Annotated in this window: 18 protein-coding genes; 13 read left to right on the plus strand and 5 right to left on the minus strand. The window is 56.1% G+C overall.

Annotated elements, in window-relative coordinates; all coding sequences use genetic code 11:
- Positions 1–14 precede the first annotated feature (14 nt).
- From flgA to ACO6TG_RS04935, 4 genes are all read left to right on the plus strand, one after another.
- Positions 15–998: a flagellar basal body P-ring formation chaperone FlgA gene (gene flgA, locus ACO6TG_RS04920; RefSeq protein ID WP_422377142.1), complete on the plus strand. Its 984-nt coding sequence runs from the start codon at positions 15–17 to the stop codon at positions 996–998.
- Positions 998–1,747, plus strand: coding sequence for a flagellar basal body L-ring protein FlgH (gene flgH, locus ACO6TG_RS04925; protein WP_422377143.1), 750 nt, complete (start codon positions 998–1,000; stop codon positions 1,745–1,747). Before flgA ends, flgH begins: the two co-directional genes overlap by 1 nt.
- Before the next feature lie 408 nt (positions 1,748–2,155).
- Positions 2,156–3,052, plus strand: coding sequence for a dienelactone hydrolase family protein (locus ACO6TG_RS04930; protein ID WP_422377144.1), 897 nt, complete (start codon positions 2,156–2,158; stop codon positions 3,050–3,052).
- 187 nt (positions 3,053–3,239) lie between these two features.
- Positions 3,240–5,222, plus strand: a complete 1,983-nt coding sequence (locus ACO6TG_RS04935; RefSeq protein ID WP_422377145.1) for a bifunctional 2',3'-cyclic-nucleotide 2'-phosphodiesterase/3'-nucleotidase — start codon at positions 3,240–3,242, stop codon at positions 5,220–5,222.
- 156 nt (positions 5,223–5,378) lie between these two features.
- Here the strand turns inward: ACO6TG_RS04935 and ACO6TG_RS04940 are convergent, their stop codons facing one another.
- The 3 genes from ACO6TG_RS04940 to ACO6TG_RS04950 form a co-directional block, all read right to left on the minus strand.
- Positions 5,379–6,881, minus strand: coding sequence for a hypothetical protein (locus tag ACO6TG_RS04940; protein ID WP_422377146.1), 1,503 nt, complete (start codon positions 6,879–6,881; stop codon positions 5,379–5,381).
- A gap of 246 nt (positions 6,882–7,127) precedes the next feature.
- A complete protein-coding gene (gene dksA, locus ACO6TG_RS04945) occupies positions 7,128–7,544 on the minus strand; it encodes an RNA polymerase-binding protein DksA (protein ID WP_094071462.1) in 417 nt (138 codons plus the stop codon).
- A gap of 165 nt (positions 7,545–7,709) precedes the next feature.
- A complete protein-coding gene (locus ACO6TG_RS04950; protein WP_422377147.1) occupies positions 7,710–8,129 on the minus strand; it encodes a flagellar assembly protein FliX in 420 nt (139 codons plus the stop codon).
- Positions 8,130–8,444: 315 nt separating this feature from the next.
- Between ACO6TG_RS04950 and ACO6TG_RS04955 the strand changes: the two genes are divergently transcribed.
- From ACO6TG_RS04955 to flaF, 9 genes are all read left to right on the plus strand, one after another.
- A complete protein-coding gene (locus tag ACO6TG_RS04955; RefSeq protein WP_422377148.1) occupies positions 8,445–9,587 on the plus strand; it encodes a flagellar basal body P-ring protein FlgI in 1,143 nt (380 codons plus the stop codon).
- On the plus strand, positions 9,587–9,910 hold the full coding sequence (locus tag ACO6TG_RS04960) for a rod-binding protein (RefSeq protein WP_422377149.1): 324 nt from the start codon (positions 9,587–9,589) through the stop codon (positions 9,908–9,910). Before ACO6TG_RS04955 ends, ACO6TG_RS04960 begins: the two co-directional genes overlap by 1 nt.
- Positions 9,907–10,401 carry a flagellar protein FlgN gene (locus ACO6TG_RS04965; RefSeq protein WP_422377150.1) on the plus strand — a complete coding sequence of 165 codons (495 nt, stop codon included), beginning with the start codon at positions 9,907–9,909 and terminating at the stop codon, positions 10,399–10,401. The genes ACO6TG_RS04960 and ACO6TG_RS04965 overlap by 4 nt, the downstream gene beginning before the upstream one ends.
- A gap of 260 nt (positions 10,402–10,661) precedes the next feature.
- Entirely contained in the window at positions 10,662–11,063 is a 402-nt protein-coding gene (locus ACO6TG_RS04970; protein WP_422377151.1) for a hypothetical protein, read from the plus strand.
- A 601-nt stretch (positions 11,064–11,664) separates the two neighbouring features.
- On the plus strand, positions 11,665–13,167 hold the full coding sequence (locus ACO6TG_RS04975) for a flagellin (protein WP_422377152.1): 1,503 nt from the start codon (positions 11,665–11,667) through the stop codon (positions 13,165–13,167).
- Positions 13,168–13,426: 259 nt separating this feature from the next.
- On the plus strand, positions 13,427–14,929 hold the full coding sequence (locus tag ACO6TG_RS04980; RefSeq protein WP_422377153.1) for a flagellin: 1,503 nt from the start codon (positions 13,427–13,429) through the stop codon (positions 14,927–14,929).
- A 287-nt stretch (positions 14,930–15,216) separates the two neighbouring features.
- On the plus strand, positions 15,217–16,710 hold the full coding sequence (locus ACO6TG_RS04985) for a flagellin (protein WP_422377154.1): 1,494 nt from the start codon (positions 15,217–15,219) through the stop codon (positions 16,708–16,710).
- 91 nt (positions 16,711–16,801) lie between these two features.
- A complete protein-coding gene (flbT, locus tag ACO6TG_RS04990) occupies positions 16,802–17,299 on the plus strand; it encodes a flagellar biosynthesis repressor FlbT (RefSeq protein WP_422377155.1) in 498 nt (165 codons plus the stop codon).
- Positions 17,229–17,564, plus strand: a complete 336-nt coding sequence (gene flaF / locus ACO6TG_RS04995; RefSeq protein ID WP_422377156.1) for a flagellar biosynthesis regulator FlaF — start codon at positions 17,229–17,231, stop codon at positions 17,562–17,564. Before flbT ends, flaF begins: the two co-directional genes overlap by 71 nt.
- Positions 17,565–17,621: 57 nt before the next feature.
- On the opposite strand, the gene ACO6TG_RS05000 is transcribed toward flaF, so the two are convergent.
- Positions 17,622–25,016, minus strand: a complete 7,395-nt coding sequence (locus ACO6TG_RS05000) for a hypothetical protein (protein ID WP_422377157.1) — start codon at positions 25,014–25,016, stop codon at positions 17,622–17,624.
- A 294-nt stretch (positions 25,017–25,310) separates the two neighbouring features.
- A complete protein-coding gene (locus ACO6TG_RS05005) occupies positions 25,311–26,846 on the minus strand; it encodes a flagellar protein (protein WP_422377158.1) in 1,536 nt (511 codons plus the stop codon).
- Between the last annotated feature and the right edge of the window lie 10 nt (positions 26,847–26,856).

The raw sequence follows: 26,856 nt of genomic DNA on the forward strand, positions 1-26,856 counted from the left end.
CGGGAGGGCTTGAAATGATAAGACGCCTTGCCAGATGCGTACTCGGCCTGCTGCTGGTGCCACTTGGCCTGTCCCTGGCCCTGGCGGACGAACGCCCGGTGCTTCGCTCGCAGGTCATGACCCTGTCGGACATCGTCACAGTGGGTGATTTCTATTCCAATGCAGGGCTCTTGTCGCAAAAGCCCCTGTTCCGGTCTCCGGATATGGGCACTTCCGGCAATGTCCCGGCCACCCTCGTGGCCGAGCGCGCGCGGGCGGCTGGCCTTGAAACCGCAGGAACCGACGGTCTCAGAACGGTGGTCGTCTATCGTGGCGCCACCAAGTTGAACAGGGATCAGCTGGCCGGTCTCGTACGCACGGCACTTTCCGAGCGCAATGCCGGACTGGATGCCGACAATCTTGAAATCCGGCTCCTGCAGGCTCCGGACCAGGTCCTGGCAGATCCAAAGGTTCATGACCCGATCCGGGTCGACCGGGTCGAATGGTCCGCAGGCAATGGACATTTCACCCTTCATGCCTCCGTTGCCGTGGAATTCGGCACTGAACGGCTGATCCTGTCGGGCGTCGCCACCGAAATGATCGAAATTGCCGCCCTGATGCAGCCGGTCCGCCGGGGTGACATTCTGAAAGAAGGTGATGTCGACAGGCTCCGCCTGCCCCGCAACAAGGTCCCGGCCGGTGCGGTCAGGGACGCAAGCGAGATTGTCGGCAAGCAGGCCCGGACCAACATCCGCGCCAACGCGCCGCTGTCGCACAGGGACTTCCAGCGCCCCGTCCTGATCAGGCGCGGCGAAAAAATCACGGTCACCTTCGAAATGCCGGGAATGAAACTGACCTCCCGGGCCCAGGCCATGGATGACGGCGCCAAGGGCGACGTGATCGATGTCATGAACCTTCAGTCCCGGCGGATCGTGCCGGCGATTGTTATCTCCCGCGGCCAAGTACGCGTTCATGCCGCCAACCCTGTTATCGCAAGCTTGAACAGCGAGACCGATTAATGTTGAGCACATTCCCCAGACAGCTTCTGGCGAGCATCGCGCTTTCCGCCCTCGCCGCCGGTTGCGGCACCGCAGACAAGCTGGCCAATGTCGGCCAGCAACCGACCCTGAATGCCATCCAGGATCCGACCACGACACCGGGCTACCGGCCGGTGCAAATGCCCATGCCCGACCCGGTGCAGGCGCATTACAATCCCAACTCCCTTTGGCAATCGGGCAGCCGGGCTTTCTTCAAGGACCAGCGGGCCAGCCAGGTCGGCGATATTCTGACCGTGGTTGTCACGATCAATGACGAGGCGGAGTTCGAGAACGACACAGCCCGCAGCCGGACGGAAACCAGCGGCGCAGGCGTCGGCGGCGCCGTCGGCACCGCCATTGACACGATCTTCATGCCGGCCGGAGCAGCCGCCAGCGACTTGGCCAATGTCAACAGCAACTCCAACTTCACCGGTTCGGGCAGTGTCGAGCGCGAGGAAACCCTGCAGACGACCGTGGCGGCGGTGGTTACTCAGGTCCTGCCCAACGGCAATATGGTCATCGAGGGACGCCAGGAAGTCCGTGTGAATTTCGAAGTGCGTGAGTTGATCGTCGCCGGCATCGTGCGGCCAGAGGACATCACCTCCAACAACCGCATCGCCAGCGAGCAGATCGCCGAAGCGCGCATCGGATATGGTGGCCGCGGTCAGATCACCGATGTCCAACAGCCGCGGGTCGGCAACCAGGTCCTGGATATCCTGCTGCCGTTCTAGTCTCCCCCACATACGGTCCCCCGGCCAAACTCCGGCAACGTGTTCTAGAAGCGTTGCCGGGCTTGGCTGACGACGGGCACGGCATCTCGCTCCCCGAGTGCCGTGCCCGTTCTCAATTCAGGTCAGGCGAACGGCTGGCCAGGGCACCAAGTGGCACGCCACATATTGTAGGCAGCCGGGACCGGGAACCCCGGATTTCAAGCGCTCCTGGACCGTGCTATCAGCCACCGATCCGGAGCAAGCCTCCCGGGTCTTTGCCAGCCGCTTCGCAATTCGTGTAAGATGCGCCCACTCTGTGCGTATTTCCATTTGGGTGGCAATGGCCGAACGGCACGTTTTCAGCCGGACACTATAAAAACAATATCTGCATGCTGTTGGCACCCGCCTGTTTTTAAGGAGGTTGCTCATATGCCTTTGTTTAAACGTCGCAATATTGCGCCCTATGCTGCGTTGTTTTCCGTTCTTTGCGCCATTGCGGTGACAAAGCCCTCCCACGCACAGGATGCAGGCCTGCATAACAGTACAAAAGTGTTTTCAGCGCCTGCCGATCTGACCTGGAAACACTGGGACGATCCGGATGAACTCGAGCGGACGTGGAAGGCAGCTATCGTGCGTGTGCCTGCCGGGCCGGGCCGGTCCACACGAGCGACAACCGAAGATCTGGAACGGCAGACCGCTGCGACAGGCCAAAAGCTTCCGACCGTCATCTATCTGCACGGCTGCAGCGGCATCTGGTCCGGCACCCACCAGCGCATCAGGTTCCTTGCCGAAAACGGCTTTCTCGTGATTGCCCCTGCCAGTCTGGCACGGGACGTCTATCCCCGGTCCTGCAACGTGGAAACGCGTGAAGGTGGACTGTTTCGGGGAACGGTGGTGCTCAGGAAGAACGATGCCGGATACGCCATTGAAAAAGCCAGGCAGCTTTCGAGCGTCGATGCCGACAATATTGTCCTGATGGGTTTCAGCGAGGGCGCCCTGACGACCGTGTTGTTTGAGCCCCAGAACGAACGCCAGTTTGTGAGGGCAAGAGTTGCGGAAGGCTGGACCTGTCACGCAGGCTGGCTGGAATACAAGGGCGTGCGTGCACGTGAAGGCGAACCGGTTCTGACGCTCGTTGGGGAGAATGATCCCTGGTACCAGGATCAGTGGACCAAAGGCGACTGCACGCCATTTCTGGACCCCGAAAACGGGAGCAGATCCATCGTCTATCGAGACGAAAAGTTGAAACACAGGCACGGCTTGCTGGATGTCGAGCCTGTCCGGGAAGATGTTCTGGGCTTCCTGAAGGAACACGTGGATTTCTGAAGCTCCGAATTGTCTATGGTCGGGCCTGGTCGGTGCCGGGCCTTCCACAGCTGCTGTGGCGGATCGCGGGTCGGCAACACTTTACCTTGACAAAAGTGACGGGTCAGGCAGCCTGATCCGTCACACGGTTGTAACGGCAGCGGTGCAAAACCCGCTGCCGGCCGTCCGGCCGAACAGGAGCTATCTCATGCCTATCAAAAACGATTTTTCCCTTTCCAGGCGCAGCCTGCTCATGGGCGCCGCGGCCACCGGTTTCGCCACTGCGCTGCATCCCTATTCGGCGCTTGCCAAGGATGGCACGGCCCACATCCGGTTGATGGAAACCACCGACCTGCACGTCCATGTGTTCCCGTATGACTATTATGGCGACCGGCCGGTCGACACGGCCGGCCTGGCCCGTACCGCGACGCTGATCCGCCAGATTCGCGAAGAAGCCACCAATTCCGTCCTGGTCGACAATGGCGACTTTCTGCAGGGCAACCCGATGGGGGACTTCGTCGCCTATGAGCGTGGCATGCGCGAAGGTGACGTTCATCCGGTCATCAAGGGCATGAATGTCCTCGATTTCGACGCCGCTGCGCTCGGCAACCACGAATTCAACTACGGCCTCGACTTCATGATGAAGGTGCTGTCGGGCGCCAATTTCCCGTTCGTTTGCGCCAATCTTGTAAAGGGCACGACGCTCGCCTCCAATGCACGCGACGACACCCTGTTTCTGAAGCCCTACGTGATCGTCGAAAAGGAGATCACCGACGGCGCCGGTAACAAGGCCCCGATCAAGATCGGCTTTATCGGCTTCGTCCCGCCCCAGATCATGAACTGGGACCGCCGCCACCTGGAAGGCAGCGCCAACGCGCGGGACATCGTTGCATCGGCAAGAGCCTTCGTGCCGGAAATGCGGGAACAGGGCTGCGATCTTGTCATCGCCCTCTCCCACTCTGGTATCGATGCCAATGATTATGCCGAAGGCATGGAAAACGCATCGCTGCATCTGGCGGCCATCGACGGCATCGATGCGGTATTTACCGGCCACCATCACCTTGTGTTCCCCGGCCCGCAATATGAAGGCCTGCCGGGCGTGGATGCCGAAAAAGGCACGCTCTTCGGCAAGCCGGCCGCCATGGGCGGGTTCTGGGGCTCGCATCTGGGTGTCATCGACCTGATGATCGAGCGGGACGGCAATGGCTGGCGGGTCGCCAACTTCATGACCGAAGCCCGGCCGATCTTTGAAAAGGAAGGCCGCAAGGTCACACCGCTCGTCGAGAGCCAGCAGGACGTTCTGGACGCGGTCAAGGAGGATCACGAGGCAACGCTGGCCTATGTCCGCCGCCCGGTCGGCAAGACCTCCGCACCGCTGCATTCCTATTTTGCCCTTGTCGCCGACGATCCAAGTGTGCAGATCGTCTCCAAGGCCCAGACCTGGTACATCGAACAGATGATGAAGGGCACGGAATGGGAAGGCCTGCCGATCCTGTCCGCCGCAGCTCCCTTCAAGGCCGGTGGCCGTGGCGGGCCGGACTATTACACGGACGTTCCTGTCGGCGATGTCGCCATCAAGAACGTTGCGGATCTCTATCTCTATCCGAACACGGTCCGTGCCGTCGCCATCAAGGGCAGCACAATCAAGGAGTGGCTGGAACGCTCTGCCGGCATCTTCCGGCAGGTGGAGCCTGGCAAGGCCGACCAGCCGCTGATCAACCCGGAGTTTCCGAGCTACAATTTCGACGTCATTGACGGTCTCACCTACGAGATCGACCTGACCCAGCCGTCGAAATACGATCCCAAGGGGGAACTGATCAATCCGGACGCGAACCGCATCGTTAAACTTGAATTCGACGGCAAGCCACTGAATTTCGACGACACGTTCATCGTCGCGACCAACAACTACCGCGCCGGCGGCGGCGGCAACTTCCCCGGCATCAACGACGACGTCGTGGTGTTTGTCGGCCCGGACACCAACCGGGATGTGCTGGTGCGTTACATTGTCGAACAGGGTACGATCAACCCGTCGGCCGACGCCAACTGGCGGTTCCGGCCGGTTCCGGACACCACGGTTCTGTTCGAAACCGGCCCCGGTGGTGCAGAACATGCGGCCTCCGTCGAGGGGGTACGCATCGAACCGGCCGGCGACGGCGCTGACGGCTTCGCGCAATACCGGATCACGCTCTGAAGTGTAAAGGCTGACCCTGCTTCAGGGTCAGCCGCATTCCTGCCAAAGGCAGCGACATCAACACCAGGTTACGCTCAATTCGCAACACGGGACAAAACAAAGCGATACCAGTGGTGCGGCAAGTTTAACTGTGCTCACGGTTAACGGCGATCGAACCTACCTATTCACTTCATATACAGATCTCACTTTAGGGAGCAGCCGCAAAAGCAGAATGGCGATAATCAGGCTTGCGACAAACACAAAAAGCATCACGAACAGCTCTAAGACGCTTGAAAGAATTTGCGGATTAGCTTCTGAATATTCAAAGTTTGCCAAATAGAAATCAAACCCGAACCTATAAGCAACACACCCGATAGAGACTACAGGCAGCAAGACGAGGCTAGACACTGACAAAAACCTGGACAATAAATCTTTGTAAAGAACGATCCAGATGATGTCCTTGTCACTATCCGGCTTTTCAGTGCGAACGAACTGCCGAGCATGGGTGTAGAAATATACAAGTAAAAAAAGCACCGCCACAGACCCGACGAGCTTCACGTTAGGGGCAGTTACTTTGATACCAGCAAACTCCAAGGTCTCGGAATTCCGCTTGGACAGCGCGCTGAAGATAGTAACAAGCTCATCCAGGGAAAACTCTCCAAATCCCTGGGAGTAGGAATTCAGGGTTTGAAACTCCTCCTCAAACATTTTCGGGTCAACGGCATCAGAAGCATTGCCTGCAAGCGTGGGGATCAGACTGACCTTTTTCAGATCCACCGGCGACACTTCAGCGATGATGGACTGCTCCAAACCGCTGATAAAGTTCGTAAAAACCGCTGTCCCATCTTCCTTCACGCACAAGTGAAAAACCAGGTTCGGCAAGTTTTCCTGCTCTGAATTTGTGAGAACAGCTGGACCGCTTTGCGCAGAAAGTTTTGCTTCAGCAACTTTGATCCCCCCATCTCTGGCAAAGACATGCAGCTCCAAGTCTTGAGCATTCAAACTCTCGAAGGAAACCATCCCACCAGAAACGGCTGCATCCCAAAGCAGTTTTACGCCGTTTAGCGAATTTCTTTCGTTCTCAATCTCATCGGGGCTCACGCCTTCGAGCAATCTGGCCATGTTGAAAACCGGCCCCGTCAGCCCCTCATCTCGACACCCGCTTTTTAGAATTTTCGAGTTTAGCGGAACCCATAGATTTTTCTTGAACGTTACATGAACGTTTTCTTGAAAAGATGATTTTTCGGGATCGAAGATGTCCAGTATCCGGTCAACCGATGCCAGACTAACTTCAATCTCGTCATAGGTCTTCCTGTTTGCCCCAATGAAATCTCCGTTCGCAAATTGTACCTGTACGCTATATTCCAGTTCAGCTGCGAAGCTTTTAAAGATCTCCGAATCTTCGATATTTGGACGATCATCAAGTTCGCCAACCCGACTAAGCATAAATCCAATCAATTCAGATTCTCTGTAGTATTTATCTAAATTTGAATCCGCATTTTCCAGTGCAGCCTGGTTTATTCTTTCAACAAGGTTTTCGGCATTGAATATCTTCTTGAGCAGGGAAACTTGCTGCAATGCGATTTGTTCATTGCTCGGCGGCAGCAAGACCGTAAGACAAAACAAGCCAACACTGGCTGCTATGATAAAAAAGTGAATCTTTCGGAGAACTGCGACCATCCCTCCCCCCAATTCAAAATTGAATATCTAAAAAAAATTCTCGTGCTTTTGGCACAATCCTACAGTGTAAGCAGGCACTATTTCAACGGTCACAGAGTGAAGATCAGGCACAGCCGCGCGCCTCGACAACAAAAGCGCCGGGCAAAGAACGGACTGTCCAAGGACAAAAAAACCTTCCCCAATGGGGAAGGTTTTGTAAGTCGTTCGGTTCCACTTTTGCAGGTGGATCGGCCGTATCAGGGAAGATCAGTCGTCGCGATAAACCTTTTCCCGGCGCTCATGCGCTTCCTGGGCCTCGATCGACAAGGTCGCGATCGGGCGGGCTTCCAGCCGCCGCAGGGCGATGGGTTCCCCGGTTTCTTCGCAGTAGCCGTAGCTGCCGTCAGTAATCCGCTCCAAAGCGTCATCGATCTTTGAAATCAGTTTACGCTGACGGTCCCTGGCCCGAAGCTCGATGGAGCGGTCGGTTTCAGAGGACGCACGGTCGGCGAAATCGGGGTGGTTCTGACTTTCCTCCTGAAGGTTGGTGAGCGTTTCCTTGCTCTCCTTCAGGATCTCTTCCTTCCAGGCAAGCAGCTTGTTTCGAAAATACTCGCGCTGCCTGTCATTCATGAACGGCTCGTCTTCCGAGGGTCGATATTCAGACTCAATTTCAACCGTCATCGATAGCTCCGGATTGCCGATATGCCGGGCGCAATATATAGCCGCTTCCTCCTCCCGACAACGGTTCATTTGTTAAAAATGGCATCAAAGAAAGTTTATATCTTTCAATTCGTTGCGTAACTTTTAGCTAGTTTTGCGGCAAATTTTAACGGAATTTCCGACCGGTCAGTCAATGAATCTGCCCAGCTTTGCGAGCTCAACTTTGACACGCAACTCGATCTCTTCCAGCACGGAATCGATCCGCGAATCGCCACTCTCCTGACGGTTGACGACCTGCCTGGCCAGAAGCTCCAGCCTGTCCTCCGACACCTGACCCGCAAGAAGATCGGTCCGCACGGCCTCAAGCGCATCCAGTAGCGTGTGCCCGTGCCGCGCAGCACGGGACCGGCGCTCCGCCAGCGCATCAACTTCCTGGAGCGCAAGAAGGGCGTCCATGCCCTGGATCGCAGCGCCGCCCGCAGTCTGCGAGGACTGCACGACCTCGCTTCCCATATCGGGTGCAAACTGCTCTGAAGCAGAGGGTTTCCCCTTTTTTGCGCCCTTGCCCTGAACGCCAGTGATGGGCTTGTTGCCAGTGATACGCATGTTCGCTCTTCCAGTCCGGCTGACGGCACTCCCCACGCGAACCGCGGACCTGCCTGTCAGATTCTGCCGGGAAGGGTAAATGAGTCCTTATCATGGAGGCAATATTTGCCGCCCGGCAAACGCATTTCTTTAACCCGTCCAGACAGTTTTGCGTGGATAGGCTTTCAATCATAGCAGCAAACAGCGCAGAATCCGGGCAGTTTCGGGAAAAGATTTGCTGAAGCTTGGAAAGTGGCACGGCTCTCGCATTGCGCTAGCCGGGACAATCCTTCCGGCGGGACAGGCCGGCTCACAGATGGCGGACCAGACTCAGTAATGCGAAACTTCAGTAACAGGTTCTCTGAAAAACTCTGCCGGCTGGTCTACGCAGCCGCGGTTGCTGCAATCTGCGCCCTGGCCTTCACGGCGCCGGCGGAGGCCGCCTCCCGCATCAAGGACATCGCCGATTTCGAAGGCATCCGGGAAAACCAGCTGATCGGTTACGGGTTGGTTGTTGGCCTGAACGGCACCGGTGACTCGCTGAACAATTCGCCTTTCACCCAGCAGAGCCTGCAGGCCATGCTGGAACGTCTCGGCGTCAACACCCGCAACGTGGATCTCAACACCAACACTGTGGCTGCGGTCATGGTGACAGCCAATCTGCCGCCTTTCTCGACGCAGGGAACGCGCATTGATGTCAATGTCAGCGCCCTTGGCGATGCAGATTCCCTGCAGGGCGGCACCTTGCTGGTCACACCGCTGGTCGGCGCGGACGGAGAAGTCTATGCCATCGCCCAGGGGTCGGTCGCAATCGGCGGCTTCTCCGCGCAGGCAGATGCAGCATCCGTCGTGCGCGGCGTGCCAACGGCCGGCCGCATTGCCAATGGCGGCCTTGTCGAGCGCGAACTGGAGTTCAAACTTGCATCGCTGACAACCCTGCGCCTGGCCCTGCGCAACCCGGACCTGACCACGGCCCGGCGCATTGCCCTGTCAATCAACGAACTGATCGGCATGCCGACCGCCGAACCGCTCGACCCGGCCACTGTCCGCCTCGATCTGCCCCAGCAATATGACGGCAACATCGTCGATCTCCTGACCGATATCGAACAGCTGATCGTCGAACCGGATCTGGCCGCCCGCATCGTGATCGACGAGAACTCGGGTATCATCGTGATGGGCCAGGATGTGAAGGTCTCGATGGTCGCGGTTGCCCAGGGCAACCTGACGGTGACCATTGCCGAAACGCCTCAGGTGTCGCAGCCCCTGCCCTTTGCAAATGGTGAGACAGCGATCGTGCCCCGGTCGGAAGTCAACGTGAACGAGGATGGCACCAAACTGGCGATCGTCCCGGAAACGGTCACCTTGAAGCAGCTGGTCGATGGTCTCAATGCCCTGGGCATCGGTCCGCGCGACATGATCTCCATCCTGCAGGCCATCAAGGCGTCCGGCGCGCTGCAGGCCGATATCGAGGTGCTGTGATGCTGGATCAGATCACACCGCAGATTTCGCCGGCGGCCGTCAGCTCCAATCCCCAGGATGCCCTGCGCGGGGTTGACCGGAACGACAAGACGGCGGTGCGCGAGGCAGCTGAAGAATTTGAAGCTGTGTTCCTGAACACCATGCTCCAGAACATGTTTACCGGCCTCCAGGAAGGCGGCACCTGGGGCAACGGGGCCGGTTCGGATGCCTGGCAGGGCCTTTTGATTGACGAATATGCGCGTACCATTGCGGAAAGTGGCGGCATCGGTCTCGCCGATAGCGTGGAACGCGAACTGCTTGCACTGCAGGAGGGCGCAAGATGACTGCACAGCCTAACACAACGGCTTTTCCGTTTTCTCTGGAACGGCCAACCAGCCAGCAGGACGCGGAAAACTTCTGCTCCGCGCTTTCGGGCACGATGGAAGCGCTGCTGTCGGTAATCGAGATGGAAACCGACCTTGTGCGCGCCGGCAAACTCAGGGAAGCGGGTGAGCTTCAGGCAGACAAGGCCCGGCTGATCCACGAATATACAAGGGGCATGATGACGGCCAAGGAACACGCCGTTGCGCTCGGCAATCTGGCGCCGGCTGCCACACAGAACCTGCGTCGGCAGCATGGCGAATTCCAGCCTGTCCTGCGCATCAACCTGGCCGTTCTGTCGACCGCACGCGATGTTGCCAACAACATCGTGTCGACGGTGGCGAAAATTGCCGGTGCCAAGAATGCAGACGCACCAACGACCTATGGCCGCAACGGTGCTGCGCCGAATGGTCCGCAATCGGCCCGGGGCATCGCCGTCAATCAGTCTCTCTGAGAAGCTGCCGGTCGCCCCGGCGGGACAGACCTGTTATTAGAGACGCTCCCGGTATCGGGAGCGTTTTCATTTCACCTAGAGAAACCTGCCAAGGGGGTGAAATAGCCAGCAAAACGCCGCGGTCAAAACGAATCAGGAACGAAGCCAATCGGCTAAAGCGACTTCCCTAAAATTCTAATCATTCCGTTAACAGAGGATTCATTCCCTTACGTTATATTTGACGGTGAACGGGTATATGTATCGAGCACCCGGAGGGAAAGATGTTGGACACGGGACTGGCCCGGCCGCCATCGCCGACGTACACGGCGATTACGCCGGCAACGCGGGCTCCGGAACAAAATGAATCGTCGGCCACGACGGAATTGCCGCCTGAAGAAACCGTTACGCCCTTAAGCGAATCGGAAGACAGCCAGCGGTCCGCCAACAATGAACGCGAGCAGCGCTCGTTGCTGGAACGTTTCACGCCGACGGTCGAGCGACAGAATGTCATCGATCCGGACAGCGAAAGCCTTATCTATATAGCGACCAATACGGAAACCGGACAGGTTGTCAGGCAAGTACCTGCCGAGACCCTGTTGCGCCTGCGTGCCTACGCGGAAACGCTGTCGAGTCAGCAGGAACAGGCCCGGGACAACCAGGGCTCTGTACAAACGGTCGCCTGAGGCCTTTGCCGGGCTGGCCCATCTTATCCAGTCGACCATTTCTATACGTTCGCGACGGCCCCGCCGTTTGCGATCCGTCTCCATTGTTACCTCCCCCGAATTGCCGAACCTCTTGCCCCCCTATTCCGGCTCATCCAGCCCGATACAGCATCGGCTCTTTGCCGGCAGCAACCTGACCGACCCGTTCCACTCCGATGTCGGCCTTCCGGCTTATCCGGGTGACATCTCCAGGTGACATCGCTGTGCGGACACCTGTCCAGACGGAAACTGCCCTTCACGAGCCCGTTGCAAAGCCGCGATCGAAACCCAACCGCCACGGGACGATGCCGGGTTTGTTAATTTCGGCTCCTCAAACGCACCGCCCGGGAACGCCATCGTGTTTCGTGTCCTGTTCAGGCGGTGCCTTCCTTTAAAAGATGGCTGTCGTCAGGACACTGATTTCATGCGCAAAGCGCCTTTGCCATGCCGCAATATTTAACAAGAATTAAGGTTAATTCTCGCTAACCATGTTTCTTTAGAAATTGTTTCAAGTAAACGCGGATAGATGTGCGTCGGACCCAGGAAGGGTTCCTGTATCTCGTATTCCTAGAAAGGAAACAAAATGGCTGACATTACTCTGTCCAGCGCGGTTCGTTCGAACCTAAATACTCTCCAGCAGACCGCTAGCTTCATGTCCGATGTCCAGAACAAACTGGCCACCGGTAAGAAAGTGAACTCGGCACTGGATAATCCGAACAGCTTCTTCACGGCTTCCGGCCTGACTTCCCGTGCAAATGACCTGTCCACGCTTCTGGACGACATGGGCCAGTCGGTTCAGACCCTGAAAGCTGCGGATGACGGCATTTCGAGCATCACCAAGCTGGTCGAATCCGCCAAGGCGAAAGCCAACCAGGCCCTGCAGACGCAGAGCCAGTACGAGCGCAAGCAGTTTGCGTCTCAGTACAACGAACTCCTGACCCAGATCGAAGACCTGGCAAAGGACGCTGGCTACAAGGGCAAGAACCTGCTGGCTGGCGACGGCAACGACCTGACCACGATCTTCAACGAAGACTCCACGTCCAAGCTGACGATCGAAGCGGTCGACTACACCGATTCTTCCCTGTCCACTGGCCTGAACCTCTCGGATCTGGCTGAAGGTCAGGGTGCAACCACTTCCTTTACCCTTCAGGGCGGCAAACAGACCATCACGCTGACCGACGGCACCACGACGCTGAACTCCAGCTCCGCTCTGTCGGATTCCAACGTGATCTCGACCACGACCACCCTGGAATTCGTCGACGCGATCGATTCTCCGAATGCAATCATCTCCGGCTCCGGTACGGTGACTGCGGGTGCGACGGTTCAGGATCTGGTTGATGGCCTCAACGCCATTTCCGGTGTACGTGCCGAATTTGACGACACCAGCGGTGAGCTGACCATCTACAGTGACCAGGACTTCCACATCTCTGACACTGTCGACACGCACTCCGCCGCCCTGTCCACCTTCGAAGTGGCTGCTACGGCACTGGCTTCCACCGGCGCCCTGCTCTCCGACACCGGCTCCTTCGCGGTTGGCGACACGCTGACCCTGACGGACGGCAACGGCTTCGAACTGGGCTCGCTGGAAATCGAAAGCGACACGTCGGTCTCCGACCTGACGAACTTCGTCAACGACTTCCAGGGCGTTTCGGCGTCGTTCAACGCCTCTTCGGGCCGTCTGGACATCACTTCAGAAGTCGATCTGGCTCTCACCAGTGACAATTCGGACTTTGCAAGCGATGCCTTCACAGCGAACACCAGCGGTGTCTCGCTTTCGGCAATCTCCGACAGTGGCTTTGCAACCGATTCGGACATCAACCGCGTGGTTGACCGTCTGAACACGGCGCTCGGTTCCCTGCGGACCCAGGCTTCCGAGTTCGGTACCAACCTCTCTATCGTGGAAAACCGTCAGGACTTCACGTCGAACCTGATCAACACGCTGGAAGAAGGTGCTGGCCTCCTGACCCTGGCAGACACCAACGAAGAAGGTGCAAACCTGTTGGCCCTGCAGACCCGTCAGAGTCTTGCGTCCACCTCGCTGTCCTTCGCAGCGCAGGCCGACCAGAACGTTCTGCGGCTCTTCTAAGCCAAAGGCACTCAAGATTAGCGAAAGGCGGGCTTCGGCCCGCCTTTTTGCGTTTCTGCGCAGCTTTCCTGCCCTTCCCGCCCGACTTGGCGTCTCTACAGGCTTCATCCCGTTTTCAGGTGCACCGTCAGCGCGTTAACGGCTCGTTAACCCTAAAATGCGATCCGATTAACCAATGATTAGGGTTAACAGGAGATGATCCTAATCAACCTGCTCAGGAAGAGCAGCTGTACATGTGACCCAGGAAAGGGATAATCAGATGCAGGATATTACCCTGTCAGCTGCCGTACGGCAGAACCTCCTCACGCTTCAGTCCACCGCAGATCTGATGTCCGGCGTCCAGAATAAACTGGCAACCGGCCTCAAGGTGAATTCTGCTCTCGACAATCCGAACAGCTTCTTCACGGCATCGGGCCTCAACTCTCGTGCCAACGATCTGTCCACGCTGCTGGACGACATGGGTCAGTCTCTGCAGACCATCAAGGCCGCCGACAAGGGCATCCAGACCATTACCGATCTGGTTGAAACTGCGAAGGCGAAAGCCAACCAGGCGCTGCAGACGCAGAGCCAGTACGAGCGCAAGAAGTTCACCGAACAGTATAATGACCTGCTCGAGCAGATCGAAGATGTCGCAAAAGACAGCTCCTACAAGGGCAAGAACCTGCTGGCTGGCGACGGCAACGACCTCACCACGATCTTCAACGAAGACTCCACGTCCAAGCTGACGATCGAAGCGGTCGACTACACCGACACGTCCCTCTCCACTGGTCTGAACCTCTCGGATCTGGCTGAAGGTCAGGGCTCAACCACATCCTTCACCCTTCAGGGCGGCAAGCAGACCATCACGCTGACCGACGGCACCACGACGTTGAATTCGGCTTCCACGCTGTCGGAATCGAACGTGATCTCGACCACGACCACCCTGGAATTCGTCGATGCGATCGATTCTCCGAACGCGATCATCTCCGGCTCCGGTACGGTGACCGCGGGTGCGACGGTTCAGGATCTGGTTGACAATCTCAACGCCATTTCCGGTGTACGTGCCGAATTCGACGACACCAGCGGTGAGCTGACCATCTACAGTGACCAGGACTTCCACATCTCTGACACTGTCGACACGCACTCCGCCGCCCTGTCCACCTTCGAAGTGGCTGCTACGGCACTGGCTTCCACCGGCGCCCTGCTCTCCGACACCGGCTCCTTCGCGGTTGGCGACACGCTGACCCTGACGGACGGCAACGGCTTCGAACTGGGCTCGCTGGAAATCGAAAGCGATACGACGGTCTCCGACCTGGAGAACTTCATCGACGACTTCAACGGGGTCGAAGCCACGTTCAATGCGGCCTCCGGCCGTCTCGACATCACCTCCGATGTGGATCTGGCTCTCACCAGTGACAATTCGGACTTTGCAAGCGATGCCTTCACCGCGAACACTTCCGGCGTGACACTGTCGGCCTTGTCGGACAGCGGATTTGCAACGGATTCAGACATCAACCGTGTGGTTGACCGCCTGAACACCGCTCTGTCGAACCTTCGCTCTCAGGCATCCGAATTCGGTACAAACCTTTCGACTGTTGAGATCCGTCAAGATTACACCAAGACGATGATCAATACTTTGCAGGAAGGTGCTGGTCTTCTGACCTTGGCCGATACCAACGAGGAAGGTGCAAACCTGCTGGCCCTTCAGACCCGTCAGCAGCTCGCATCGACATCTCTGTCCTTCGCCTCCCAGGCAGACCAGACGGTGCTATCCCTCTTCTAATTCAGGCAGAATCAGTCTGGCGGCTGATTCACCTTCGAAGACTTGGAAACGGCGGACTTTTGGTCCGCCGTTTTTGTTTTTGGGTTCGCGACTCAGAAAAGAGAGGAAAAAATCTCATTTAGAATCAGATATTTAAAAGAAACCTTTTGGTAACTTTTATTTACAGTAAGTTAACTGATGCATCAGCGATTAACTTTCCATTTAGATTTACGAAGAGGGCGTTTGCTCAACTTGACGGCTCGGCAGGCTCTCTCGACGCGTATGGAACAGGAAAGCGGTGAAGTCTGATGCCTGATATTGTTCTCTCCAGTGCTGTCCGGGACAATCTCCTGTCTCTGAAACAGACGGCGGATCTGCAATCGGTCACGCAAACCCGACTGGCCACAGGCCTGAAGGTCAACACGGCGCTCGACAATCCGAACTCCTTCTTCACGGCGCAGTCCCTGAACGACCGGGCGAGCGATCTGACCAACCTGCTCGACAATATGGGCCAGTCGGTTCAGACCATCCGCGCGGCCGACAAGGGCATTACCTCCATCACAAAACTCGTGGAGTCCGCCAAGGCCATCGCCAACCAGGCTTTGCAGACGTCCAGCGAATATGAGCGCAAGCTGTTCACCAGCCAGTACAATGACCTGCTTGAGCAGATTGAGGACATGGCCCGGGACTCAAGCTACAAGGGCAAGAACCTTCTTGCAGGCGCCGGCAACGAGCTGGAAGTGATCTTCAACGAGGACAGCACCTCCAATCTGACGGTCGACCCGGTCGATTTCACCGACACGACTTTGGACGACGGTCTTAATCTGGACGACCTCGACACAGGCGGCACAGGCACGGCGTCCTTCAACCTTTATGGGGGCACGACCACGCTCAGCCTGGGCGGGCTACAGGCGTCTTCGAACCTGAACGAACTGACAGACTGGGCCGATACCAACGTGGTATCCGTCACGGATTCCTCCGGCACCACCACCTTCACAGTCGGCACGGACATTGTAACGGTCCAGGACTATGTCGATGCACTCAACGGCTTGAACGGTGTGCAGGCCAGCTTCGATGAAGCAACAGATTCGATTACCATCACCTCCGGTCTCGACAACCCGCTTTACATATCCAAAAACGCAACAGGCGGCGGCGCGATTACGGACGGTGGCGACACCGGCGGCACAACGACAACTTTGACCGTCTCCGCCCTGAGTTCAACCGCAACGCTGATCACCTCAGGTGGGTTCCAGGCGGGTGACACCATCACCATTACCGACGGCAACGGTTTCGAGCCGGCATCGATTGAGATTGACGAAGAAACCACCGTCAGCGACCTGGTGACGTTCATCGACAACGTGAAAGGCCTCGACGCGACCTTCTCGGGCGGCAGCATCTCGCTGATCGGTGAGGTGTCGTTCGACATCAGCAGCAGCAATGCCGATTTCAACAGGGCAACGCTGGCAACGGGCAGCGGCACAGTCGGGCTGTCGGCAGCAGCGTCCGAATTCAAGACCGACACGGATATCGACCGGACGCTGCAAGCCATCAACGCGGCGCTGGACGAGCTCCGATCAGCGGCCCGGGCCATGGGAACCGCCTTGTCCACCGTTGAAATTCGAACGGATTTCACACAGAATCTGATCAACACGCTCGAGGTCGGCGCAGGTGAACTCACCATCGCCGATATGAACGAAGAAGGCGCGAACATGCTGGCGCTTCAGACCCGCCAGCAATTGTCGTCGACCGCTCTGTCGCTTGCCAACCAGGCCGATCAGAGTGTTCTGAGCCTGTTCGGTTAACATCGGCAGCAGGAAACATTAAGGTATCGGGAAGGCGCGTTAACTCTTTTGTTAACGTTTCACCGCGATACTCACGCTTGGAGGTCACGGAATGGCGCTCAAGGTCGAGCTAAAACCGGGCGAAAGAATTATCATCGGAGACAGTGTCATTACCAATGATAATCAGCGCACGCGCCTGTTTATCGAAGGCCAGGCACCCATTCTTCGAGAAAAGGATATTCTCACTCCGGCCACCGCTGATACACCGGCAAAACGGGTCTATCTAGCCGTTCAGCTGATGTATCTATCGACGGATATCGAAAGAATTCAGGAGAATTACTTCACTCTCGTCAACGATATTGTAAAGGCCGCGCCGAGTACGATCCCGTACGTTACCAGGATTAGTAACTCCATCCTAACCGGCGCCTTTTACAAAGCTCTGAAAGAAGCACGTAAGCTCATCGAGTATGAAGGGACGCTGATCAGTCATGTACAAGCAGGCAGCTCAGGCTTACCAGAAGACAAGCCAGGTGGCAGCGGTGTCGCCTCGGGAACTGGAAGCAAATCTGCTGATGAAAGCCGCAGCACGGCTTCAGTTGATCAAGGATGAGTGGGAAGAGTCCTCACTCGCCGAAAAAGATGATGCGCTGGTCTATAACCGCAAGCTCTGGACAATCCTTGTAACCTCGGCAACAAGCGCGGAAAGCGAGTTGCCGCAGGACATCAAGAACAATATTGCCACCTTGGGCGTGTTTGTTTTCAAGCAGACGATGTCGATCATCACGACCGACGACGTCAACAAGATCGGTGTGCTCATCAACATCAATCGGGCAATTGCGGAAGGCTTGAGATCCCAACCGGCCGACGCCGAGTAAATCTCCCTCCAGCAAGCCACAATCAAGGCCGGCGCTCAAAGCGACCGGCCTTTGTTGTCAGCCCACCTCACCTGCTTCACCGGGTTCTTGCCTGACATCATCGAGTTTCGGAGAAAAGTCGGTAGCTTTTCCGATCTTTGACAAAATCGCGTCCACCACCATTGCCTGCCCATCCTGACGCGTACTTACATGAACGATCTCGTCCCGCAGAACCGTCATGTCTCCTTCCTCTTCATTGAGATAGGCTCCGGGCAATGCGAAAAACTCATCCCCGGTGAAAAGATCAGTAAATCTACCGGGACGTCGTTGGTCGCTGCCAAAGCTGGCCACGAGTATCCGTTCATTGTCAGCGAGACCATCTTCGGGAACCATCACGGCATTGACGACACTTGGCCTTTCTGCTCCCGGGAGGAATTGGCAAAACAGCCGTGCGCCGGGGCCGAAACGGTCATCAAATCCGAGCATTTCAACCAGTGTTGCCGGGAGATAAGCTTGGCCCCGCTCACCGTCAGGGTCTTGAATTTCAACGAAACCGTAACTTGGATTTTCATTCAGGCTGTCGAGCGAGGCTTCGGTCCACGGCAACTTCTTGATGTTCCTCCGCACGGCCTGCGACACTTGCAAGTTCGTGCGATTGTCCCGTTGCAGCGAAAATTCCACCGGCATGGATTTCGTAATCTTGTCCGCCTCCACCTGGAATGCAGCTGCGTTAAAGCGGATTTCGGCACTGCGGTCACGGATCATAACGATTTTGCCGAAATCTTTCTCCTGATTGTAGAAGGCGACATACCCCTCGTGAAACCAGTCATCGTCGTGCGGTGCGCGTTCGAACATACCCGGTGTGAGGGCTTTGGACTTGGTTTCCAGGACCGTGAAGCGAACCTTGTCACCAAACTTCAGATCATCAGCCCCCCTCTCCCTGAGCATCCACCTGGGGAAGGAAACACGGTCTTCCGCGCCCAACACCCGGAACAGCATCTCATCGACCAGCTGACCATCCTGATCTTCGGAACGCGGCCCCTGATAAAACCCGTATTTCCAGGGCGCACGTTCGTTTTCCCGGACTGCATCCAGCAACCGCCATTTGCCTTCGTACAAATAGGCCTTCACCGATAGATACTGTCCGGGCATCTCATCACAAAGCCAGTTGTAGGCATAATGGCTCTTGTGCACGAAGATCTTTATATCGCCATTGGCGCTTTGCAGAACCCTGCCTTCTGCCCCGGTTCGTGCCGGAAGCAAATAGCACATCAAATCGTTGTGCCCTTCCCTATGGTTGAACTGCACGAAACTGATGGAGCGTTTGTCTCCAAGCTCAGCAATCTGGCAAGCCACGGGCAGGCCAAGAATATGCCGGTCGGGAAGTCCCGCATCTAGAATTGCATTTTGGCTGAGCTTGATGCGTGTGCCATCCTCGAGTTCTACAAAACCAAAGCGCCCGTTCTTTTCGAAGGCATATGGCGCGCCTTCTCTGAAGGGCACGATTCGTCCGTTTGCCAATGGACCGGGAATACGAGGCACCTGATGCAGATCACAGACGGCATATCCTTTTGGTGTGGCCGCAATCTTGGCCCGCTTCCAGATCGCCTCGCACTGGTCCAAATGCCCAAAGCAATCATGCAGCTGAGGAGGTATTAGCGCACTGAGCTGCTCGCCATTGTAAGAAAAATTCAGAAAAAGGAGGTTCCCGTCCTGGGCGCTGCTCACTTCCCCTAGGATCCAGCGTCCCTGGTCAAGAAGATCCATGTGCTGCACACGCGTGAGGGAGTACCGATTGTTCGGCTCCTCTTGCATGGTCAAATGTACCTTTGCGCCTTCCGGCAGACACGGAAACTTGTAAAGCTGAGGAAGCGCAGCCTCATGGAGAAACAACGGCTGCAAGCCCTTTTTCAGGCCCCTGTCCTGAGGACGCGAAATTTCGACCAGCCAGCAACGCCGACCGCCGTCAGGTTCCAGCTCCCACTTGATGGTACCCTCAATGTCCCAGTAGATTCGTCGACTGCATTCCAACAGCCGGCTAACCACCGGGAAACGCCAGTTGCTGCGCACAGTCGCCGACACGGCGTCACCGGATTGCAGCCTGTGGTAGCCAATGCGCCTCAGCATGGCCATGGGCAGTTTGACCAGTCGGTCGACACCTTCGCCCTCCAGGTAATAGGCATCATTTTTGGGGGAGAAGTTCAGAACGGTCAGGTCTTGCCGTGTCAGCAGGTTTTGCTCCCCTCCTGGACCTTTTACATAGGTCAATATGGGCAGGTCAGCATCATCTCGCCTGACTTCACACAGCAAGACATCTCCGACGGTCAACTTGCGATGTATTGCGACTTCGGCAAACTGCAAGTTGCCCTCCACTGTCGCGAATTCATTGACGTCAAGCTGACGGGAATCCATAGGTACCTGAATTTTGAACCGTTGCGCAGACCTGTCGATATCAAGGACCGTGAATTCCTCCAGATCTTTGTGAGCTATGTGGAACGGCTTCACATCGCTGACTCTGTAAGTTTCACCGTCCCTGTAGACCTTGCACCAGAGGGATTGTCCCAAGACAATGACGAGGCCACTTCTCCTCAACACATCTGCTGACAGCGTTACCTGAATGCCGTCCTCATTCGCCAATTCGGCACCCTGCACCCTTCCGGGACGTCCCTTCAGGCGTTCAACAACAAGTCTTTGACGGCGGCGTGTGTCGAGCTCTTCCGGCTCGAATTCTGTAATCTGCTGATCTAGATTTTCTTCGAAGGCCTGCCCTTCGCTGCCAGCAACGCTCCTTACCCAGAAGCCATCCGGTCCTGAAATTCTCGGCATTACACCGGGAAACAGCTTCTTGAACATCGAAATGAAGGTTCGATCTTTTCTCGGATCCCTGTTTTCCTCTTCGTCTCCAAGAAAACGTGCATTTCCGCCGGTAAGCTCAATCAGGCTCAAGGACTTGTAGGCAACCTTCCTGAACTCCTCGATTTCGGCAATCTTGCCCTGCCTCCCCGACAGAGGAGAAGTTTGGCTCAACGTTATTCTACGCAGGCCCAAGGAAGATTTAAGCGCATTCAGGAACCAACCGTCGCCACTCAAGAGCACCGTTTTGTGTTCAAGTGGCAGGAAACAAAGTAACCACGAGTTCGATGCTCCGAGTGCAAGACGAGACCCCATAGCACCGTTGCCAATTACACCCGGATACAGAAGATCGAAGGCGGCCATGACATGCTGCCACCCTCGTTGAGACACCGGCAGAAAACCCAGTCTTGGCTTCATGAGGGAGACCAGCAACCGACTTGGCGGTTCAACCGTCTCTCGAGCTCCCGCCAACGCTTCTGACAAGGGCACCGCTGTTTCGCCAAACGCTTCCTCCTGGTCCGGCTGCCCCTCCTCCTCCGGACCAGTCTCTCTGTCTTCCTCGCCTGTTACCTGCAACCGGTGATATTCCTGCACAGAGATCAGGTTGGATGCCAGGGACACCTCGTGGCCACCCCACTTGCCGACAATCGCCTTACCTGGCTGATTGCCTGGACCATTCGTTGCCAGCTTCTCGGTTATCTCGTCAAAATCTGCAACGAGCAGGTCTCCAGGATAAGGTTTCGGCGGAACGGGGAACCGGTACAGGACGTCAAGCAAATCGTCGACAAAGGTCTCGGTGCTTCCTTGAGCGAATGTCTCGAGCCAGCCCTCAGACGGGGGAATTCGCGAAACAAGTTGCTGGCGTTTGGCTGCCCTCTGAGCCTGTAACCCCTGCCAGACTGCGGCTGCATATTCCCTGCGGAGTTTATGCCGCAATTGGCTGTCTGCAGGCAATTCGGGTTCAAGACTGATCAGGGCTGCAGCCAAGATGCGCGTTGCCCGGTCCCACGACTCCTGTTCCAGCCGAGCCTGATATGTTTTGGCAGCGAATAGAGCGCTGTAACCACTTTGCTCACTCGGGTTATCTGCCAAGTCGATGGAGAGCCGGCTGATCGCTTCCGGTTCGACATCGAGCTTTCTTTGCGGCTCCTCCGTGAGTGACAAGTAGAGCACCATCCCTTCAGAGTAGCTCCGCAAGTCGAGCGGTTGAGCGTCGAGCACCAGAGGTAGAAATTCTTCCAAGAGCCGAACTGCTTCCTGCCTGTGTTCACTCGAGATGTCGGCAGCTAGTCCGACAAATTTTGCGAGTTCGTTTCCGGACCAATTGTCTCTTAATTCCAGAACCCCCTCGCCGTTGCCAAAAAAGGTGCCGGTTTCCGCCGCACGGCGGATCTGTGCTTCCAGCACGTAACCTGCAAAATTTTTCCTCGCGGACGCAAATTTGGCGGCTTCTTCATGTTCCTCTGGACAAAGATCGATCGCTTTTATCGCGTCGACAAAGACAGGATTTTCAAGGCTGGCGCCTCCCTCTGCCCGGAGATGCGTCCGCCAGAGCTTTGCAAGGATAATGAGCCAACGCGCCTTGCCAAGTTCGCCTTCAATCCGATCGGCATTTGTGGTGACGACCTCCAAAAACCGCCTGGCAAGCGCAGCATTCAATTGCGCCAGGCGGTTGATTTCATGGAAGGCGGGGTGGCCAAGATGAATTTGTCGCTCGCGCAAGGTCTCGATTACATTTGCGACAACTCCGACAACAAGATCGCTGTCGATGCCCTGTTCCTCGGGTTCAAAATGACCTCGAATTCCCTTATAAATCTCGGCCGTTTTTCTGACGGATTTGATGTAAAGCCGCAACAACTCAAAAGGGGCGGATTTGGGGTTCGCAACAAGCTCTGCCAAGAACATGTAGTTTTCCTTCAGAAGCCTGTCAGCCTCTTCCGGCATTGTTTCGTTGTCAGCTGCTTCTGCGATGTAACTTCGCGCAAGCCGGATCTTCGCCTTTTCAAGCCAGAACACTATGCGCTGACTGCGATGGCCTCGGTCGACGAAACGGCTCAAGTCTTTGACCGTTGCGGAATAGTCCTCGAGAGAAAGTGCGCCATTGTCGACGTCGGGGTCGTTGTCCACAAGCTCTTCGACCACACTCAGGTCAGCGGGAAAATCGGCATAGAGCTTATGCGCGATTTCCTTGCTCTCGTTGGCGAATTTCCTTGATGAAGCATAGCTTGACCGACGTAACTGTTTGGAAACACTTGACAGAATTCGCGCTTCCAGAATGCGGTGATGCCTTTCCACCGTTTGATCGATCTCACCTTCAGTTGCCTTGATCAACGCTTTGAAATCATCCAGGCAACGCAAGGTCTGGGTCAGGCTGACACCATGGTTCAACGCCCCAAGATACCCCGCGCCGCGGGCATTGCTCCAATGCGGCGACAACCGGTTCTCCAATAGCTCCGTTCGCAGGAGCCAGTACCGATTCATGGCAGGTGACAACGGGCTGACAAAACGCTTCTCGGCCAGATGAGTTAGCAGTTCCCGGGAATCGAAAAGATAATCGCGCGCATCAGCCGGTTCGTATCTTCGGCCAGCTGTACAGGAAATTTCTGCTGCGAGTTCATTGGCGCGCACAAACAGCAGAACGAAGGCCGCCAAATGGGGCCTGTCATTGTCTTTGGAGAGTAGGATCTGCGACAGCGCCCACTTGCGCAATCCCAGGATCTTCTTAAGCCAGAGGCTCGGCGCTTCCTGACGAATGGTGTCTTCCAGGAAATCGAACCAGGTATTGAAAATTCTGGAAAGCTGTTCGGTCTGCCATCTTCCAGAAAGAAGTCTCTTGTCAGTGTTTGACTTGGAAGTTCCTGACAAAACGCACGAATTTAACAGATCGCCAACGGGCACTGCCATTTGGTGCAAGGGCACTTCTTTTCGTTTTTGATCAATGTGGCGCTGCAAGGCGTCCGCGAGGATGACACGATCATCGGCAAGCCGGTAGTCAGCGCGAGAATCCGACTGCTGGTCCTGATTTCCCCCCTCTTTCCTGCGAAGGTCCCACAGCAGTTTCTTGTAGTGATGCTCAACCTTGAAGTAACCCGGCTCATCCGCTTCGACAATCATTCCGCTGCCAAGTACGTGATCCAAAAGGGTTTGGTGAACAGCAACATTCAAAGAATCGCAAATTGTTTCCAGAATCGACCGATCAAATGCTGTGAGGTACCAAAGTAATTTTAGAATCCGTGCTTCATCTTGCGGCTTGTTGGCCATGATTTCTTCAAAAAGAAGACTGAATGAGTTTAAAAATTTTGCCTTGTCACCCGAAATCCGCCCCAGGTTTTCTTTCAGGTAGGTCAGCTTTGCATGTAATTCGAAGGGCAATGATGTCGTTTCGAGGATACCTTCCATGGCTGGACAGTGAAGGTGTTCCGACATACCCAGCCTGGCGACGAGATCGAGCTTCTCGGCGCGTGTTTCAAAGCCGTGCAATGGAACAAGAACCACTTCACTGAATGACCCCTCCCCTGATGTGGGGTTGGAGCCAGCGGTGTCTTCAATCGCCTGTTCAGAACCATTTGCAAACGGCAGGTCGAAAATGTTCCCAAAGGACGCTTCGTCTTCCCAGTCGCTGGCTGAGCGCAGGGGGGCTCCTTTTCCGGCCCCAAAATAATCCTGAGACGACGAAGACAGCAGGACCTGTCCTGTTTCGTTCATTTCAGAAAGAGCTTTTCCTTCCTTGAGCCAGTCGATCTTGTACTGGGAAAACAGTACGATTGTTCCCGTTTTCAACTCCTCGCAGAATGTCCGTATCAGACGTTCGAGATTACCGCCCTGTTCGGGACTGGCATGAGAAAAAACTCGGTCATGCCCATCGATCAGGAGCACGGTTTTGTTGTGAGGAAAATCCTCGGCCAGCTCGTTCAGGTCCCTGGCCAGGAACAGTGGCAACCGTTCCAGGCACTCATCAACACCCCAAAGATGGGCGCCTTCGAACTCCACCGCGAATTTTTTGAGTGCATCTTTCATCAAGTATTGTTCTCCGACCGCGCCGAAGAACTTGAACAAGGTATTAACCGGCGTATCTTCCACGACTTGCGCAACAAGCCCCAAGCTCGACGTCGCCGTTTCAGTGACTGGGGTTTCAATGAACTTGAGAAAACTGTCGACAAGCCCTTCTTCAACGGCGGCAACGTATTTGTCGTGGGAGAAGAAACCACCATATTTTGGGTGTTTAAACTCCTTCCCCTCTAGCGTGCTCAAGATCATGAACAGGGTGTCGAAGCGCTTAAAATACTTGAACTGCGACGATAGCCGCGACTGCACGCCAAGATTGAACTTCGTATTCAGTCTCAAGGACGCAAACCAAGACAGCTGCCGCTCGTTATTCCTGTCGAGCGACAGAAAAGTGTAACAAAAACCAGGTAGGCCCGCAGAGCTGGCAAGCTTGTGTTTCTCAGCGAGCCTGGCTTTCAGGTGCTCAAAGAGCCATGACTTGCCGCTTCCGCCATCACCGTGGAACAACAGTCCGCATTTTCGGCGAAGTTCTGAGCGTTCCAGAAGCTCATTGAATACCCGTTGTTGAGATTGTCTCTCGACGTAGTGCTTAACGTTGTAAACAGGTCTAACCACAGTTTCTTCCAAACAAAAAATCAAGAAAAATCACCAAGAGAAGCCATCGATTTCTATAAAACCGCATCAGATTAGACCAACGGATTTGCAGGAGCCAAAAGGCACGCATGCAATCAGCAGATGATTTCAAGTCCAAGAAACCGGCGCTTAAACTCCCCAACGGAAATTTACTATGACGTTTTTTGGATTGACAACCTAAATTAGCAAAAAGAGACTTCGTACAATCACCAAAACAAGAAAAAGCCGGCTCCTTCAAGCCGGCTGATCCTGAGAAAAATGTGCGCGGGCCTGCGTCTACAGATAGTCGGATAGCGACAGGTTGAAGACGATGGAGGACGCCCGGTAGGACACTTCGATATTGGTCTGAAGCTGAAGGATTTCAGCGGCCACGCGGTCCTGGTCGATGCCTTCGATGTCGGCGATCGTGCCTTCATAGGTGCTTTTCATTTGCACGTGGCGGTCTTCGGTCAGCGAGACCGTGCGATGGGTGATCGCAATATCGGTGGCGATGTCCACGATGCCGGATTGTTCCACGCCCGGTGGATGCAGTGTGGCCCTCAGATTGGTTGACAGCGCGTTGTAATATTCTTCGTCAGTCTGCGTGCCGCCTGAAAAATCAGCGGCCACAAAGGCTGCCAGCGACTGCACCAGCTCCTGCAACGCGGTTTCATTGGCCCTTACGCCGTAATTGACCGTCAGGTTGCCGTCGACCACGGCGTTCTTGTCGTCCCGCGGGTCGGTCACTGAATCGTTGCGGCCGGTATACCATTCGACGGTTGTCGAGCCGCCCGCCGTCAAGGCCGTTGCCGTGTCATAGGGCGGGCCATCGATGCGCTGCGGTTCCTCGCCGCCAAAGGTGGTAAAGAACTCCTCTGCCGCCCATTCGTCTGAAACGGCGCGCAAGGTGGTTTGCGCCTGGCTTTCGATTTCAGCCGCCAGCGCATCCCGAAGGTTCTGCGCGGTTTCCTCCAGATCCGCCCCGATGGCAAAGGTGCCCTCGTTCTCAGCCGTTGCGGCCGCGGTAAATTCGATCGTGACCGTCTCCGTATGGTCCGGAGGCAGGGTCAGCTCGACGGAGATCGTCTCACCCAGATTGGGCTGCCCTGTGAACTGAACGTCGAAACTGTCGGGGTCCGCCGCCAGCGGGCCGGTGACGGCGACGTTTGTCAGCGTCGACGTAACCGAGGAGATGTCGAAACCGAAATCATGCGCACCGTCCTCGGCAACCGTGAAGGTTGAATCGGTTGGCACGGCGCCGGCGTAGTTTGTGGTCAATGCAGACGTATCGACCCGTCCATTGTTGTTGGTGCCGAGATTGGCTTGCGAAAATTCGCTCAGATAGGTGCGTAGCCCGTCACGCCCGTTCTCGCCGTCCAGGATGGCCTGCAGGCTGGCCACCGGATCATTCACGGCATCGGTTCCGCCGAAGACGTAATAGCCCGCGACTTCCGTATTGAGGATGTTGACCGCCTCGTTGAGCAAGAGCTCTGCCCGCGACTGGGTCTGGGTCTGGCCGTCATCCTGCAGGATGAAGTCGTTGGTATCGAGGGCTGACTTGGCATCCTGGCGCAGCTCTTCCAGCCGGTCCAGCGACATGGTCGCCGTCTGCAGATGCAGGTTGGAGATCGTGATGGTCTGCTGGTAGGTCTCGATCATGCTGACCTTCTGGGTCAGCTGAATGTCCAGCAGACGGCGATCGCCGATTTCACCATAGGTATCGCCCACCTTGCCGCGCGCAAGCTGCGTTGTTTTCTGGGCAAGCGAGTCGTTGAGTTCACCCAGCTGCTGGATCAGATATGTCCGGGATGTGGTGACTGTAGAGACAGGCATGACGCACCTA

Origin of the sequence: Roseibium sp., from assembly GCF_965233565.1 — a bacterium.
GTDB lineage: Bacteria > Pseudomonadota > Alphaproteobacteria > Rhizobiales > Stappiaceae > Roseibium.